A 15637-nucleotide genomic window follows, 5' to 3' on the forward strand; every position below is an offset into this window, starting at 1 on the left:
ACAGGTGGGTGGGGACGCGGCGGGTGTGAGCTAGTCAGTATGGCTGTTAGCGTCACTGGCATCGACGGTCAGAAAGCCGCAGATTCTTCGATATGCATGGAATCGCCACGAACTGTGCAATATGCACCGGCGTGCGCTTTTTGTGCGATGAGTGCACGTGATGAAAGCCGGCTTGGGGAGGCTTAGCGGGGTGCAAGGTGTTGATATTGACGCCAGGTCCAAGTCGGCGGACGCGAGCATCGCGCTTCCGCGTCCAGTGCATATCACCTTCTCTGGGCTCTACTTTTAGTTAGCTGATGATGGGGAGATCGTAGCTAATGAAGATCAAATCTGTAACGGTGAATCGCTTTCGTGGCTACTCCGAGCCGGTTGTTGTGGAGCTCGACGATCTGTCCGTTTTGGTAGGGCGAAACGACATTGGGAAGTCGACGATTCTCGAGGCACTAGATGTCTTCTTCAACGAGGGCAAAGGGTGCATCAAGATCGACAAGGAAGACATCAACAAGTCTTGCCTCGCCCGCGGGGAAGACCAAATTGAGGTCAGCGTTGAGTTCACCGAACTCCCGGTCGAGATCGTGATCGATTCCACCAATCGGACAACATTGGCGAGCGAGTACTTGACTACGGCACAAGGCACTTTGCACATCGCCAAGCGATTCTCTCCATCAGGAAAAGAGCGCGTCTTTATCCGCGCCAGCCATCCGACTGCTGACGGCTGCGGAGATCTTCACCAAAAGAAAATAGCCGAGCTTCGTAAGGCCGTAGACGAGAATGGCTTCTTTTGCTCCGACAAGACACGGAGCGCGGAGCTACGAAAGGCGATCTGGGCTGGTCACTCCGACCTCGCACTTAGTGAATGCGAGGTTGAAATTGCCAAGGAGGACACGAAGGCAATCTGGGATCAGCTCAAAGCGAAGATGCCACTGTTTACCTTGTTCCAGTCCGACCGGAAGAATGCTGAGTCCGACGATGAAGTGCAGGATCCAATGCGCGTGGCAGTTCGGGAAATACTCGGCGACCCAGCAATTCGGGCGAACCTTCGGGAGGTTGCGGATAAGGTTCGAGCACGTTTGGAGGATGTTGCGGGTCGAACTCTTGAGAAGCTGCGTGAATTGAACCCGCAACTAGCCGCTTCATTGGAGCCGCAAATACCGGATTCCGACGCGCTGAAGTGGTCGGACGTCTTTAAAAGCGTTGGAATATCGGGCGATCAAGGCATACCCATCAATAAGCGGGGCAGCGGGGTCAAGCGGCTTGTACTAATAAGCTTCTTCCGCGCTGAGGCTGAGCGGCGACTGGCTGAAGCAGGAAATCGGCACGTTGTTTACGCAATCGAAGAGCCAGAAACCTCGCAGCATCCCGAGCACCAGCGCGGCCTAACTGCCGCCCTAAAGGCGCTTTCGACTGCACAAGCTACCCAGGTTCTCCTCACAACGCACAGTCCCGAAGTCGTCAAACACTTGAGCTTTGACTGCCTCAGACTTGTGTCCAGCGGGCCGCAGGAGCGCGTGTCGCGCGTTCTGCCCAATGAATTGCCTTACCCGAGCCTCAATGAGGTCAGCTTCTCTGCATTCGGCGAATCGACGTCCGAGTACCACGACGAGCTCTACGCGCACATAGAATCATCTGGCGACCTCGAAGCATTCCGGGCTACTCGGCCAGTCGTCAATTACGTTCGCCTGTTGAGAAGTGGCTCGACACGCACGGAGCAGATCAGCAGCACCGATTTCATTCGTCACCAAATCCATCACCCTGAGAATCCACACAACCAGCGCTTCTCCCCCGCTAACCTCTATGACTCCATTGAAGCCATGCGCGGCTTCATCAAGGCTCAGCGGAACGCTGCCATTAGCTAAAAATCAAAGGGACGGAGGTAATTGATCCGTTTCCACACCTCAGAGCCGAATTAACGGTTCCAGGTTCAGTTAATTCGAGAGGGTGAGACGGGTCGCTGTGGGGGCCGGCTTGGTGGTACAGCCCCTGCCGTCACCACCGGCATCAGCCAAGAAGAACAGGGAGTTGTTTGACATGCACCAGGTGGGCGAGCGCGATCTTTGCGTTTTGCCCGTCCCATGTGCATCGTCCTTTCGGGGCCCCAATCACATCTAAGTGCGCGAGTTGCAGATTACGAAGAACACGAAGCTGAAGCGCGTTGGTATCGGGATCGTTCTCGCAGCAGCAATCCCCGCTGCAGGTCTCTGGTATGTCGTCAACGACCTTCCCGATGCATTGACTAGGGGTCGGGCTCAGCCCGCAGGCGTGTTGCTCGACAATGTGCGGCTGGTTTCGATGGTTCGCGACGCCCCCGACGCAGAAGATGCGCGCGCAGTGCTTGTGATGGGCGATCGAATCGTTGAAATCGGCGCGGCGGGCGAGGTGCGCGCACCTAGATAACGGTGCCAGGTTCACTTATTTGCACGTAAGCGGGCCTGAGGATTACCGCGCTGACAATCCGAGGTGCATTGATCGACCTCGGGTCCGCACATCGGACGCTTGGTGAAGCCCCATGTCGATCTGCCCCTGCGTCGATCGTCGCAACAGGACAAGGTGGCACCGATTCGCCGCCAGAAAGGAGACGACGATGCGCGTGATGGTGTTGGTGAAGGCGACCGGAGACAGCGAGGCAGGGACTCTGCCCACACCCGAACTGCTTGAGGCGATGGACAAATACAACGGTTCGCTGATCGAGGCCGGCATCCTCAAAGCCGGCGACGGGCTGAAGCCCTCATCGCAGGGCAAGCGCGTCCGGTTCTCGGGCGCGGATCGAAGCGTCGTGGACGGGCCGTTCGCCGAGACCAAGGAACTGGTGGCCGGCTTCTGGCTCTGGGAGGTCGAGGACATGGACGAGGCGGTCGCCTGGGTGAAGCGCTGCCCCAACCCGATGCCCGGACCGAGCGAGATCGAGATCCGTCCGCTGTATGAGGCATCCGACTTCAGCTGACGGACTGACGGGGGCTGGAGTGCGCCCGTGTGGGAACTGGCGGTTTCCGGACGCCGCGTCGGAGATCGCGGCCTCACGTCCCGCGGCTGCGATCGCTGCGGATCTCAGCGTAATGCAGTGATCTCAACCGCTCGTCGCTTGCTCCGCGAGCCACTCGACGATCGCATCGAACCGCTCCTGATCAAGCGCATGCCCACGCGCGACCCGGAGTTCGGTGATGAAGTCGCCGGCGACCTTCGCCACGACCTGATCCGCGTCGCGCGAGTATTTGTCCTCGGTGCCCGACACGACCAGCGTCGGACGCGGACCGATGGCCGCCAGCACGTCGTGCGTGTCGACCATCTGCGCGAGGCCGGGCACGGCTTCGAACAGGGTGATGCCGGTCGCTTCGCGGCGGCGGGTGTCGAAGCTGCAGATTGCGCCGCTGATGCAGGCGAAGCGGCAGCGCGGGTCGACGGCGGCGTGGTAGAGCGCGGTGTAGCCGCCGTACGAATGTCCTGCGATGCCGACGCGGTGTGCGTCCAGTTCGGCCGCGTCGACCAGCACGCTCAGCGCCCGCTGCGCGTCGTCGAGGCCTTTGCGCATCAGCGTGTCGTCGTCGAGCAGGCGGTAGCTCATGGCGCTGTAGTGCTGCAGCCAGTCGTAGTAATGTGGCTCGACGCCATGGACCTCGCCGCGGCGATCCTCGAACGTCAGGGCGTCCGGTGCGAGCACGGCGAGACCGCGACGCGCGAGCGCGGGGCCGAAGGCCTGGAACGGGCTGCCCACGAGGCCGGCGACTTCGCTCTTGCCGTAGTGGAATTCGCCGTTGTGCTGATGGAAGACCACGACGCCGCCGTACGCGGGCTGCGCTGTGGGCGCGAACAGGAACGCCGGAATGGTGTCGCCTTCGAGGCCGCGGTAATCGATGCGCTGCCGGGTGTAGCCGTCGAACGCGGTCACGTCGCCGCGCTCGAACGCGACGGGCACGGGCGGCGCGAGGCCGAGTCGCTCGCGCAGCCGTGCGCCGATGTCGTGCGTCATGAGATGCCGCCTGCGGTGTCGGGTCTTTCGGAATTCACGCAGTGCACGCCTGTCGTCCGCCATCGCAGCGCACGCGCGCGCCGTCAGTGATGGTCGTGGGCGCCGGCATCCGCGGCCGGTGCGTCGACGGCGACGCCGCGGTCCTGCAGCCAGCGCTGCATCTGCGCGATCTCGGTTTCCTGCGCGGCGATGACCTGCTGCGCGAGGGCGCGCACTTCGGGGTCGGTGCCGTGTTCGAGCACGACATGGGCCATGTCGATGGCGCCCTGGTGGTGCGGAATCATGCCGCGCATGAAATCGACATCGGCATCGCCGGTGAAGCCGGCGCCCATGCCGGCGTGCATGGTGTCGTTGACGCGCTGGTAGGCCAGGGTCGACGGGCTCGCGGATTCGTCTGCGGCGGTCGCAGGCGCGGGTGCGCTCGCGGCCGTGGCGGGCGGCGTCGCGTCGGCCGCAGTCGCGGCTGCGGTGTCGGCGCCATCGGGCGCGCAGGCGGCGAGCAGGGCGGTCAATGCGAGCAGGGGCATCAGGCGCATGGAGGCGGATCCTCGGGTGTGCGGGGGAGGGCGACACCATGCCCGGGGGGCTCGACCCTTGTCCAATGGCGGACGGACGCGCGGGCCGGTATCGGTATCGGCCTGGCATGCGCGAGGGGCATGCGGGACAGCGCATCGGCGCGCACCGCCCAATGTGCGGTACACCGCACAGGACCGTCGAAAACGGCCCGCCGCAGGCGTCGTCGATGGAGGAGAATGCGGACTCGCTTCGATCCCGTCCGGTGCCTGCATGGAAGCTTCGCAATCCGATGACCTGCAACGCGCGCGCGACGCCGAGCATGTCGAGATGGCCCTCGCCGCCGGCGCGATTCTCGGCACGTGGTACTGGGACGTGCTGGGCGACCGGCTCACCATCGACGACGCGCTGGCCGAAGCCTTCGGTCTGGACCCGGCAATGCCGCGCGATGCGCTGGCGCTGGACCAGTTGCTGGACGCGGTGCACCCGGACGACCGCGCGGGCGTGGCCTCGGCGATCGCCGAGGCGCTGCGCTGCGGCGGCCGTTACGCACATGCCTACCGCACGCAGGGCAAGGACGGCCAGTACCGCTTCATCGAAGCGATCGGCAAGGTCGATCTGGACGCGGACGGCACGGCGATCGGTTTCCCCGGCGTGCTGATCGACCTCGAGGCGCGCATGCGCGTCGAGGCCGAGCGCGACCAGGCGCAGACGCTGCTGCGCTCGTTCATCGATGCCGCGCCGGGCGTGGTGTACGCCAAGGACCGGCAGGGCCGGATGCTGATCGGCAACCGCGGCACGAGCGAACTGATCGGCAAGCCGCTGGAGGAGTACGTCGGGCGCACCGACGCCGAGTTCCTCGGCGATGCCGCGCAGGCGGCTGCGGTGATGGCGAACGACGAACGCATCATGGCCAGCGGACAGGCGGAGCAGATCGAGGAAGCGGTGAGCTATGCCGACGGTCGGCGCGGCTGGTGGCTGTCGACCAAGGCGCCGTTGCGCGACGGCGACGGGCAGGTGATCGGCCTGGTCGGTACGTCGCTCGACATCACCGATCGCAAGGCCGCCGAGGCGCGGCATCTGGAGGTCGAGGAGCGCTACCGGCTGGCGGCGCGCGCGACCAACGACGCGATCTGGGACTGGCGCATCGCCGATGGCCACGTGGTCTGGAACGAGGCCCTGACCACATTGTTCGGGCACGCCGAATCCGAGACCGATGCGGCGTGGTGGGTCGCGCACATCCATCCGGACGATCGCCACCGGATCGACGTCCGCATCCACGAAGTCATCGCGGGCGACGGCTCGGTGTGGACGGACGAGTACCGCTTCCGCCGGGCGGACGGCAGCTATGCGGTGGTGCTCGATCGCGGCACGGTGCTGCGCGACGCCGCGGGCGCGCCGGTGCGCATGATCGGCGCGATGTTGGACCTGTCCGCGCGGCGGATCGCCGAGGCCGCGCTGATGCAGAGCGAGGAACGGCTGCGCCTGGCGACCGAGGCCGCGGACCTTGGCTTCTGGGACGTCGACCTGCTGCACGACGCGCTGATCTGGTCACCGCGCACCCGCGCGATGTTCGGCATCTCCCCCGGAGTGCCGGTGTCGCTGCAGGATTTCTACGACGGCCTGCATCCGCAGGATCGCGACGCGACCCGCGCCGCGTTCGAGGCCGCTGCCGATCCTGACCGACGCGCGCTCTACGACGTGGAGTACCGGACCATCGGCAAGGAGGACGGCATCGAACGCTGGGTGGCGGCGAAAGGCCGCGGTCTGTTCGAGGGCGAACGCTGCGTGCGCGTGCTCGGCGTGGTCATCGACGTGACCGCGCGCCGGCATGCCGATGCGCGGCTGCAGGAATTGAACGAGCGGCTGGAGAGCCGCGTGCTGGCGGAAGTCGCCGAGCGCACGCGCGTGGAAGACGCGCTGCGCCAGAGCCAGAAGATGGAGGCGGTGGGCCAGCTGACCGGCGGCATCGCGCACGATTTCAACAACATGCTCGCCGCCGTCGTCGGGCCGCTGGATCTGCTCGCCTCGCGGCTCAAGGACCATCCAGACCCGCGCGTCGCGCGTTACGTCGACATGGCGATCGACGGCGCGAACCGCGCCGCGCAACTGACCCAGCGGCTGCTCGCGTTCTCCCGGCAGCAGCCGCTGCAGCCGGAGGCGGTGGACATGAACCGCCTGCTCGCCGGCATGCTCGATCTGCTGGCGCACTCGCTCGGCAGCAGCGTGCGGCTGGACGTCCGGCTGGAGGACGCGGTGTGGTGCACGCATGTCGACGCCAACCAGATGGAGAACGTGATCCTCAATCTGGCGGTGAACGCGCGTGACGCGATGCCCGGCGGCGGCCGGCTCACCATCGCCACGTCCAACTGCGTGCTCGACACGGACGATGTCGCCGGTCTGCACGGCGTGCCGACCGGCGAGTACGTGCTGATCAGCGTGTCGGACGATGGCAGCGGCATGTCGCCGGAGGTGATGGCCAAGGCCTTCGATCCGTTCTACACCACCAAGAAGGTGGGCAAGGGCACCGGGCTGGGCCTGTCGCAGGTGTACGGCTTCGCGCGGCAGTCGTCGGGCCATGTGCGCATGGCATCGGAAGTGGGGCGCGGCACGGTGGTGAAGCTGTATCTGCCGCGTCTTGCCGGCGCGGTCGAGGCGGCGGCGAGGGCGGTGCAGGCACGCCCGGCCCTCGATGGTGGGCAGGCCTGCGTGCTGGTGGTGGACGACGAGTCCGCGGTGCGCCAGTTCTCGACCGATGCGCTGACCGAACTGGGGTACCGGGTGCTCGCGGCCGACGGCGCGGCCACCGCCCTGCAGCTGCTCGATGCCCACCCGGAGATCGTGCTGCTGTTCACCGACGTGGTCATGCCCGAGGTCAACGGACGCCAGCTGGCCGACGCCGCGCTGCAACGCCGGCCCGATCTGAAGGTGCTCTTCACCACCGGCAACAGCCGCAACACGCTGGTGCAGGACGGCGTGCTCGCGCCCGGCGTCCAGCTGATCGGCAAGCCGTTCACGGTCGATGCCCTGGCGGTGCGCGTGGCCGCGGTGCTCGGCGCCGAGCCCGTCTCCGGCCACTGAGCCCCAGCCGCCGGAGGTCACGGTGGCGAAGGGCACGCGCCAGCGGGCGCGCCGGGCCCCAGAGTCGGACGCGCACCCATGGAGACGCGTCGATGCATGCAGACGGCACCCGGTTTGATGTCCGCCCGCACGCGGCACGGTCGCGCGCCTGGCGGATCGCGCTGACGCTCGCCGTGCTGCTCGCGGAAGCGGGCCACCTGGCGTTCGAGCATCTGCGGGGCGGCATCGTCAGCCACCACCTGCTGGCGCGGCCCGACCTGCCCGCGGTCTGGAACGGTTGGGGCCTGCTGCTGTTGCCGGCGATGGCGTGGTGGGTGTCGGGCCGGGTCGCGCATCGCATGGCGCGCCGGACGGACCGGCGGCGCGTGCTGCGCGGTGCCCTGGTCGGATTCGGGATCGCCTTCGGGTTCGGCACGGCGCTGTCGCTGGCGTACGTCGGCGACCTGGCACACGGCGCGTCCGCCGTGCTGTTCTCGGCATTCGCGCTGGGTCTGGTGCTGCCGGCCTATCGCGCCGAGTGCCTGCTGGGGTTCGTGCTCGCGATGACGCTCGTGTTCGGCGCGGTGTTGCCGCTGCTGGTCCGCGGCGTGGTGGCGACGGTTTCGGCGTGCGCGCATCTGGGCCTGTATCCGCTCGCCCGTCACGTCTGGCGCCGGGCGCGCGGCGGCTCCGCGCGCTGACGCGGCGGGTTGTGCGACGGCGTCGGCGTCGCCATGTTGTGGACTCCCCCATCCACGCCGGAATGCCCATGCGCCGTTTCGATCTCACCCCGCCGTCCGCCGAGCAGCGCACCGCGCTGGAGGCCGGCCTGTCCGCCGACGAGCGCCGCGTGCTGCTGCAGCACGGCACCGAGGCGCCGTTCTGCGGCGTCTTCCTCGACAACAAGCGCGAGGGCACCTACTGCTGCCGGCTGTGCGGACTGCCGCTGTTCCGCTCCAGCGCGAAGTTCGATTCCGGCACCGGCTGGCCGAGTTTCTTTGCGCCGTACGAGGAGGCACACATCGGCCGGGTGCGCGACACCAGCCACGGCATGATCCGCGTCGAGGAAGTCTGCGCGCGCTGCGGCAGCCACCTGGGCCACATCTTCCCCGACGGCCCGCCGCCGACCCACGAACGGCACTGCCTCAACTCGGTGTCGCTGTCGTTCGTCGACGCGGCGACGCCATTGCCGGATCCGCTGCAGCGCGGCGGCGTGGAAGCCGGGACCGCCTGACGCGGCCCCGATGACGCCGCCGCGGGCGCGGGCGACAATCCGCGTCTGCAGGGGGCGTCGGGGAGTGGGATTTGATCGTTCCGGAATACTGGGCGGAGGCGCGCCGCCATGCGCGGCATCAGGGGCGCAGCGTCACGGTGCGGCGTTTCGGCTGGTCGGATGACAGCGAGGCGGCCGCGCAGGCCCACGCGGAATCGCGCGCGCAGGTGGCGTTCGACGCGGTGCTCGCCGGCGAAACGCTGCCGCGCCGCGAACTGCTGACCAGTTACGGCGTGCTGGGCGTGCCGATCCGCGAGGAGATCGTGGCGCGCGACGGGGATGTGGTGATCACCCGCAACAGCTACGGCGCGTTGTGCCTCAACACGCCCGACGTGCTGTTCGCCGACCTGGATTTCGAGGCGCGCCCTTCGGGCTGGGTGTTGCCGCTGTCCGTGGCGGCGCTGCTGCTCGTCGGCGTGACCGCGGCTGCTGCGATGGCGATGGACTGGCGGCTGGCCGTGGGTCTCGCGGTCGCGCTGCTGGTGCTGGCGAACATCGTCACGCTGGCGTTCCGACGCCGTGCGTTCGACCGGGACGGCGGCGCCGAGGCACGCGCGATGGCGCGCGTATCCGGATTCGCGGACGCGAACCCCGACTGGCAGTTGCGTGCGTACCGCACGCCCAAAGGCCTGCGTGTGCTGGTGGTGCATCGCACGTTCGAACCGCACGAGCCTGACGTGGACCGGCTGTTCGCGGCATTGGCCGCCGACACGCTCTACGCCACGATGTGCCGGCTGCAGCACTGCTTTCGCGCACGCCTGACGCCGAAACCATGGCGCATCGGCATCACGCGGCACATCAAGCCGCGATCGGCGGCGTGGTCGCGCGCGCAGGCCCGCTTGCCCGCGCGGCTGGACTGGATCGCCGACTACACGCGGAAAGCAGACGCGTTCGCGGCGTGCCGCTTCCTGCGCAGTTTCGGTGCCGGGCCGGTCGATCCCCGCGCCGCGCGTGTCATGGCATTGCACGACCGGCTGTCCGGCGCCACGCGGACCTTGCCGCTGGCCTGAGCGCCCCGGACACCGTGCCCGCGCAGCTCCGTGCCACCGGCAACGCCCGGTGATCGCGGATCGCGGCGTACGCGCCGGTCAGGGCGTCAGCACGACCTTGCGGCAGGCGTCTTCCTTGCCGTCGAAGATCTCGTAGCCCTTGGCCGCGTCGGCCAGCGCCATGCGGTGCGAAATGATGACGTCGGGCTGCAGGCGGCCTTCGCCGATGTGTTCCAGCAGTTCCGGCATGTACTTCTGCACATTGGTCTGGCCCATCTCGAAGCGCAGGCCCTTGTCGAAGGCGTCGCCGAACATGAAGGCGTGGATGAACCCGGCATACACGCCCGGCACGCTGACGGTGCCGGCGCGACGCGTCGCGGCAATGCACTGGCGCAGCGCGGCGCCGCTGCTGCCCTCGAGCTTGAGCTGGGTGGCGAGGGTATCGGCCTTGCTGCCCTTGGCCTCGAAGCCGACCGCATCGATCGTCGCGTCGACGCCGCGGCCGTTGGTCTGCGACACGATTTCCGCCGCCGGATCGTCGGTCTCCTCGAAATTGATCGGGATCACGCCGTAGGTCGCGACCGCGAAATCCAGGCGGTACTGGTAGCGGTCGATCATGAAGATGCGCTCGGCGCCGAGCATCTTCGCGCACGCGGCGGCCATCAGGCCGACCGGACCCGCGCCGAAGATCGCGACGGTGGAACCCTTGGTGACGCGCGCGTTGAGCACGGCCTGGTAGCCGGTGGGCAGGATGTCGGACAGGAACAGCACCTGCTCGTCGGGCAGCGCATCCGGCACGACGATCGGCCCCACGTTGCCCTTGGGCACGCGCACGAATTCCGCCTGACCGCCCGGCACGCCACCGTAGAGATGGCTGAAGCCGAACAGCGCCGCGGGCGGGCGCATGCCCTTGGCATTGAGCGCGGCGCCCGGCCCGGTATTGGTGGTCTCGCACGCGGAGAACTCCGCCAGACGGCAGTGGAAGCAGTCGCCGCAGGCGATGACGAACGGAATCACCACGCGGTCGCCCTTGCGCACGTTGGTCACATCGCGGCCCACGTCCTCGACGACGCCCATGAACTCGTGACCTAGGATGTCGCCGGTGTGGAGTTCGGGAATCTTGCCGCGGAACAGATGCAGGTCCGACCCGCAGATCGCGGTCGCGGTGACCCGCAGCAGGATGTCGTCGGCGTCCTGCAGGACGGGGTCGGGCACGGTCTCGACCCGCACATCCTTGCTGCCGTGATAGGTGAGCGCTTTCATCGTGTGGTCCTGTGCAATGGGGCGCTCATGGACGCAGGACAGACCGCAGCACCACGTGACGCGGAGATCGCGATGGCGTGATGCGGGGCCGAAGCGGGCAGGCCGGGCGCGGCCTGGATCGCAGCGCGTCGCGGCTGCGGGCGATCCGCTGTGGACGCGACATACAGACGTCGCCGCCACAAGCCGTTGCCATGAATACGCGCCTGGCCTTCGATCGACGCACTGGATGCGCAGCCGATGCCGGCGTCGGCGGGCCTGCGCCCCGGGTGCCGCGCCGGCGTCCACTCGGGAGTCTGGGCTCAGCTGGCCTCGAAGGCTGCGATCTCGTCGAGCAGGCGCTGGCTGCGGCGGATGCCGTCCGCGCCGTCGGCGCAGTCGACCGAAGCGTCGGGCTTCGCGCGCTGCCGGGCGCGATGACGCCATGCATGGAGCCACGTCGCAGCCAGTCCGACGCCGCCGATGACCAGACTCCAGGTGATCCACACCGGCGTGCCCGCGGTGGCGCGCGCGTCGCCCAGGCCTGCGAACGCGACGACGACCGGCAGCCACATGATCCACCACGGTGCGCCGCAGAGGCCGGCATTCCACGCATGCGCGCGCAACAAGGCGGCGAGCTGGCGCTGGATCCGCAGCACCGGCGCGGCGTAGTCGACGCGACCGGCCAGGACCAGCATCGCGGTCGCGCCGAGAATGTTCAGCACGCCGAACGCATGCACGGCGATGCCGGCGATCAGCAGCCCCATGGCGTCGGTGTTGCGGGTCCAGCAGGCGACGCCCAGCAGGATCAGCCCGAGGCCCAGCAGGGCCTGCAGCCAGTGAACGATCTTCAATGGGCGCAGGTGGTGTTGCGCGCGCGCCAGCCGTGTTTCGCGCAGCAGCGCCAGCTGCACCGCGTCGCTGCGGGTCATGCGCGCTTCCAGTGCGTGCCAGGCGGTCTTCAGGTCATCGGGTTCCATGGCGGGTCCTCTAGAGTTCGGTGCGGATGCGCTGGCGCAGCCGGCTGATCTTGGTGGCGACATTGGTCTCGGACAGGCCGAGGATCTCGGCGATGTCGCGGTGGCTGCGGTCGTCGAGATAGAGCAGCAGCAGGGCGCGATCGAGCGGCGCCTGGGCGTGGATGAAGCGATGCAGGGCACGGACCTGCTGCTCGGCCTGCGGGTCGCGCGGCGCGGGATCGGCGAGGTCGTGCAGGGTCTCGTCGAGCGGCACCGCATGCCGATGGCGGACCGTCGCGCTGCGCACGGCGCTGATCGCCACGTTCAATGCGATCCGGTACATCCACGTGCTGAAGGCCCTGGACGGGTCGTAGTCCGGCCACGCACGCCACAGCTGCACGGCGATGTCCTGGGCGAGGTCGGCACGGTCGTCCGGGTCCCGGCAGTAGCTGGCCGCCACGGTCGCGACGATGCCGTGGTGGTCCTGCAGCAGCCGGGTGAACGCGGTGCGGTCGTGCGCGAAGGGCATCGGGGTGGCCATGGACGTCCGTGTGGAATCTGTCATGAGGTGGTTCGCACGCAGGCAGCGGATATCACACGCCAGCGCCGCGGGCACCGGCAGATCGAGCGGCCACGCCGGGCGACGGTCTAATACCTGTGGGCTATTGACGCCGTTCCACTGCGCACCGGTGCCTATACTCGCCATCCCTTGCCCCCACGCAGGCGCCCCCTGATGACTGCTTCGAGCTCCGCTGTTCCACCCGCCGCGTCCAGCGCGGCCCGGCCGGCCAGTCTGCGCCGGTCCGTGTCGAACACCCTGAAAGGGTCGGCCGGCAATCTCGTCGAGTGGTACGACGTCTACGTCTACTCGGTGTTCGCGGTGTACTTCGAGTCGCAGTTCTTCTCGCCCGACGACAAGAATTCCACGCTCTACGTCTGGGCGATCTTCGCGGCGACCTTCCTGATGCGCCCGATCGGCGCGTGGTACTTCGGCCGCTTCGCCGACCGCTACGGCCGGCGCCTGGCGCTGACGGTGTCGGTGTCGGTGATGGCCGGGTGTTCGTTCCTGATCGCGATCAGCCCGACCGCCGCGCAGATCGGCATCTGGGCGGCGGTGCTGCTGCTGATCGCGCGCCTGATCCAGGGCTTCGCGACCGGCGGCGAGTACGGCGCCAGTGCGACCTACATGTCCGAGGCCGCGATTCCCGGCCGTCGCGGCTTCCTGTCCTCGTTCCACTACGTGACCCTGGTCGGCGGCCACGTGCTGGCGCAGGCGACGCTGCTGGCGATGCTGCTGTTGCTCGACACCTCGCAGATCTCCGAGTGGGGCTGGCGCGTGGCGTTCGGCATCGGTGGCATCGCCGCGATCGTGGTGTTCTGGCTGCGCCGCACGATGGACGAATCGCTGGAATCGGATTCCATCCAGGCCGCCAAGACCGGCGGCGCACAGGCCTCGGGCTCGATCCGCGAGCTGTTCGTGAACCAGTGGCGGCCGCTGCTGCTGTGCTTCCTGATCACCGCGGGCGGCACGGTCGCGTTCTACACCTATTCGGTCAACGGCCCGAAGATGATCCAGACCGCGTTCGCCGGCGACGACGTCATGGTGGGCACGCTGATCAACCTCGGCCTGCTGACCTTCCTGATGCTGCTGCAGCCGATCGGCGGCTGGCTGTCGGACAGCGTGGGCCGCAAGAGCCTGCTGGTGTTCTTCGGCATCGGCGGCGTGCTCTACACCTGGTATCTGGTGACGGCGCTGCCGCAGCAGACCAGCGCGCTGTCGGCGTTCGTGATCCTCGGCATCGGATTCGTCATCCTCACCGGCTACACGTCGATCAACGCAGTGGTGAAGGCGGAACTGTTCCCCACCCACATCCGCGCGCTGGGCGTGGGCCTGGGCTACGCGCTGGCCAACTCGGCTTTCGGCGGCACCGCGCCGCTGCTCTACCAGGCGGCGCTGAAGTCGGACCAGGTGGTCGCGTTCGCCATCTACGCCACCGCCATCATCGCGGTGTCGCTGGTGGTCTACGTGTTCTTCCTGAAGAACAAGGACCAGAACTGGCTCGACGATGCCGCGCACATGCAGGACCGGGTCGGCAGGCGCCGCTGAGCCCGGCCCGCCCGCGACGCCATGCGCGCCCGCCTCGGCGCGCGTGGCCTGGGGTGGGCGTGATCTCACGGGGCCATTGGCCCGGATCCGTGCAAGGCCCCGCTGCGGCCCGGGCCCACGCAGCGGCCACGCATCCAATCGCGCCCCTGCGGCGTATGACTCCCTGTCCCCACCTGCACACCTCGCACACGGCGCCATGCCCAAGCTGCCAGCCATCGCCGTCACCAAGGTCACGCCCCTGCACGGGGCAGTGCGTATGTCCAAGCCACTTGCCGATCCGTCGTCCGACGCGGGGTTCTGGTCCGAGCAGATGACGCGCGTGGCCGCGAGCGCGGATGTCGACTGCTTCATGCGCATCTACGACCATTTTGCGCCGCGTCTCAAGCGCTACCTGCTGGGACAGGGCATCGCGCCGGCGCAGGCCGAGGATCTGGTGCAGGAGGCGATGTTGCGGCTGTGGCGGCGCGCGCGTTCGTTCGATGCGAGTCGCGCAAGCCTCAGCACTTGGCTGTTCCGCATCGCGCGCAACCTGCACATCGATTCATTGCGGCGCGGCGCGTCCGCCACCGCGTGGCCCGACGACATCGATCTGCTGGAGGACGACGACGGCGAAGTCGGCGCGAGCGGGCCGGAAGCGTTCGCCGACCATGTGGGCCTGGGCCGCGCGATCGACGCGCTGCCTGCAGGCCAGGCGCGCCTGATCCGCATGTCCTATCTCGAATCCAAGAGCCATTCGGAGATTTCCGGCGAGCTGGGCATGCCACTGGGATCGGTGAAGTCGACGCTGCGACGGGCGTTCGCCAAGCTGCGTCGCGGGCTGGGAGGCGAGGCATGAACCTGCCGGCGCGCCATCTCGACCACGCCACCCTGGTGGGCTATTCGGCCGGTGCGCTGCCGGTGGCCTTCGCTGCGGTCGTCGCCAGCCATCTGGAGCTGTGTGCGGCCTGCCGCGGACAGCTGGCGGTCGCCGATGCGATCGGCGCCCGGCTCATCGAGCAGCAGGAGGGCGCACCGCTGTCGGCGCAGGCACGCGATGCCTTCCGCGCGCGTCTGGAAGGCGAGGCCGCGGCGCCGCCGCCGTCCGTGCCGATGGCACCGCCGCGTGCCGATCCCGATCTGCTGCCGACGCCGCTGCGTCCGTGGTTCGGCGAGCGTTATTCCACGCTGCGCTGGCGCGCGGTGGGGCCGGGCATCCATCTGCTGCGCGCGCAGGACGAAGCGCTCGGCGCGCAGCTGATGATGCTGCGCACGGCATCGGGCAAGCGCATGCCGATGCACAGCCACGGCAACAACGAACTGACCCTGATCCTGCGCGGCGCCTACGACGACGTCCTGGGCCATTTCGGTCCGGGCGATGTCGCCGACCTCGATGCCGACACCGAGCACCAGCCGGTGACGAGTCGAGGCGTGCCGTGCATCTGCGTGGCCGCGTCGGATGCGCCTATGCGGTTCAGCGGCTGGATCGCGCGCGCGATGCAGTCCGTTCTGCGGCTCTGACCCCGGCGCAGGCGCGCCACGCGGGTAGGCCGCTCG

At 67.9% G+C, this 15637-nt stretch carries 15 protein-coding genes; 10 read left to right on the forward strand and 5 right to left on the reverse strand.

All coding sequences use genetic code 11. From position 1 onward, the window contains the following. Positions 1-317 precede the first annotated feature (317 nt). From CURTO8I2_RS01695 to CURTO8I2_RS01705, 3 genes are all read left to right on the forward strand, one after another. Positions 318-1856, forward strand: a complete 1539-nt coding sequence (locus tag CURTO8I2_RS01695; protein WP_159678143.1) for an ATP-binding protein — start codon at positions 318-320, stop codon at positions 1854-1856. 262 nt (positions 1857-2118) lie between these two features. Beyond that, entirely contained in the window at positions 2119-2394 is a 276-nt protein-coding gene (locus tag CURTO8I2_RS01700) for a hypothetical protein (RefSeq protein ID WP_159678144.1), read from the forward strand. Between the two features lie 187 nt (positions 2395-2581). Continuing rightward, positions 2582-2941: a YciI family protein gene (locus CURTO8I2_RS01705; protein WP_159678146.1), complete on the forward strand. Its 360-nt coding sequence runs from the start codon at positions 2582-2584 to the stop codon at positions 2939-2941. Positions 2942-3064: 123 nt separating this feature from the next. Here CURTO8I2_RS01705 and CURTO8I2_RS01710 read toward each other — a convergent pair whose 3' ends face one another. Both CURTO8I2_RS01710 and CURTO8I2_RS15390 read right to left on the reverse strand, forming a co-directional pair. Next, a complete protein-coding gene (locus tag CURTO8I2_RS01710; RefSeq protein ID WP_159678148.1) occupies positions 3065-3964 on the reverse strand; it encodes a prolyl oligopeptidase family serine peptidase in 900 nt (299 codons plus the stop codon). 83 nt (positions 3965-4047) lie between these two features. Next, positions 4048-4500, reverse strand: a complete 453-nt coding sequence (locus CURTO8I2_RS15390; protein WP_236550968.1) for a DUF305 domain-containing protein — start codon at positions 4498-4500, stop codon at positions 4048-4050. A 250-nt stretch (positions 4501-4750) separates the two neighbouring features. Here CURTO8I2_RS15390 and CURTO8I2_RS01720 point away from each other — a divergent pair, with 250 nt between their 5' ends. From CURTO8I2_RS01720 to CURTO8I2_RS01735, 4 genes are all read left to right on the forward strand, one after another. Further along, positions 4751-7558: a PAS domain-containing protein gene (locus tag CURTO8I2_RS01720; RefSeq protein WP_236550969.1), complete on the forward strand. Its 2808-nt coding sequence runs from the start codon at positions 4751-4753 to the stop codon at positions 7556-7558. 92 nt (positions 7559-7650) lie between these two features. Beyond that, the gene (locus CURTO8I2_RS01725; RefSeq protein WP_159678149.1) at positions 7651-8238 is read left to right on the forward strand and encodes a hypothetical protein; all 588 of its coding nucleotides are present in this window, start codon (positions 7651-7653) and stop codon (positions 8236-8238) included. 68 nt (positions 8239-8306) lie between these two features. Further along, positions 8307-8771 (forward strand): peptide-methionine (R)-S-oxide reductase MsrB, encoded by a 465-nt coding sequence (msrB, locus tag CURTO8I2_RS01730; protein WP_159678151.1) that lies wholly within the window; start codon positions 8307-8309, stop codon positions 8769-8771. A gap of 71 nt (positions 8772-8842) precedes the next feature. Beyond that, the gene (locus tag CURTO8I2_RS01735) at positions 8843-9820 is read left to right on the forward strand and encodes a hypothetical protein (RefSeq protein ID WP_159678152.1); all 978 of its coding nucleotides are present in this window, start codon (positions 8843-8845) and stop codon (positions 9818-9820) included. A gap of 78 nt (positions 9821-9898) precedes the next feature. Here CURTO8I2_RS01735 and CURTO8I2_RS01740 read toward each other — a convergent pair whose 3' ends face one another. The 3 genes from CURTO8I2_RS01740 to CURTO8I2_RS01750 form a co-directional block, all read right to left on the reverse strand. Then, entirely contained in the window at positions 9899-11062 is a 1164-nt protein-coding gene (locus CURTO8I2_RS01740; protein WP_159678154.1) for a zinc-dependent alcohol dehydrogenase, read from the reverse strand. 299 nt (positions 11063-11361) lie between these two features. Further along, positions 11362-12018, reverse strand: a complete 657-nt coding sequence (locus tag CURTO8I2_RS01745) for a hypothetical protein (protein WP_159678156.1) — start codon at positions 12016-12018, stop codon at positions 11362-11364. Positions 12019-12028: 10 nt separating this feature from the next. After that, a complete protein-coding gene (locus tag CURTO8I2_RS01750; protein WP_159681503.1) occupies positions 12029-12526 on the reverse strand; it encodes a sigma-70 family RNA polymerase sigma factor in 498 nt (165 codons plus the stop codon). Between the two features lie 204 nt (positions 12527-12730). Here CURTO8I2_RS01750 and CURTO8I2_RS01755 point away from each other — a divergent pair, with 204 nt between their 5' ends. The 3 genes from CURTO8I2_RS01755 to CURTO8I2_RS01765 all read left to right on the forward strand — a co-directional run bounded on the left by CURTO8I2_RS01755 (position 12731) and on the right by CURTO8I2_RS01765 (position 15601). Further along, positions 12731-14104, forward strand: coding sequence for an MFS transporter (locus CURTO8I2_RS01755; RefSeq protein ID WP_159678157.1), 1374 nt, complete (start codon positions 12731-12733; stop codon positions 14102-14104). A 196-nt stretch (positions 14105-14300) separates the two neighbouring features. Next, entirely contained in the window at positions 14301-14939 is a 639-nt protein-coding gene (locus CURTO8I2_RS01760) for a sigma-70 family RNA polymerase sigma factor (RefSeq protein WP_236550971.1), read from the forward strand. Then, positions 14936-15601, forward strand: coding sequence for a ChrR family anti-sigma-E factor (locus tag CURTO8I2_RS01765; protein ID WP_159678159.1), 666 nt, complete (start codon positions 14936-14938; stop codon positions 15599-15601). Before CURTO8I2_RS01760 ends, CURTO8I2_RS01765 begins: the two co-directional genes overlap by 4 nt. Positions 15602-15637: the final 36 nt, after the last annotated feature.

It is taken from the genome of Luteimonas sp. 9C, from assembly GCF_902506295.1.
Lineage (GTDB): Bacteria > Pseudomonadota > Gammaproteobacteria > Xanthomonadales > Xanthomonadaceae > Luteimonas.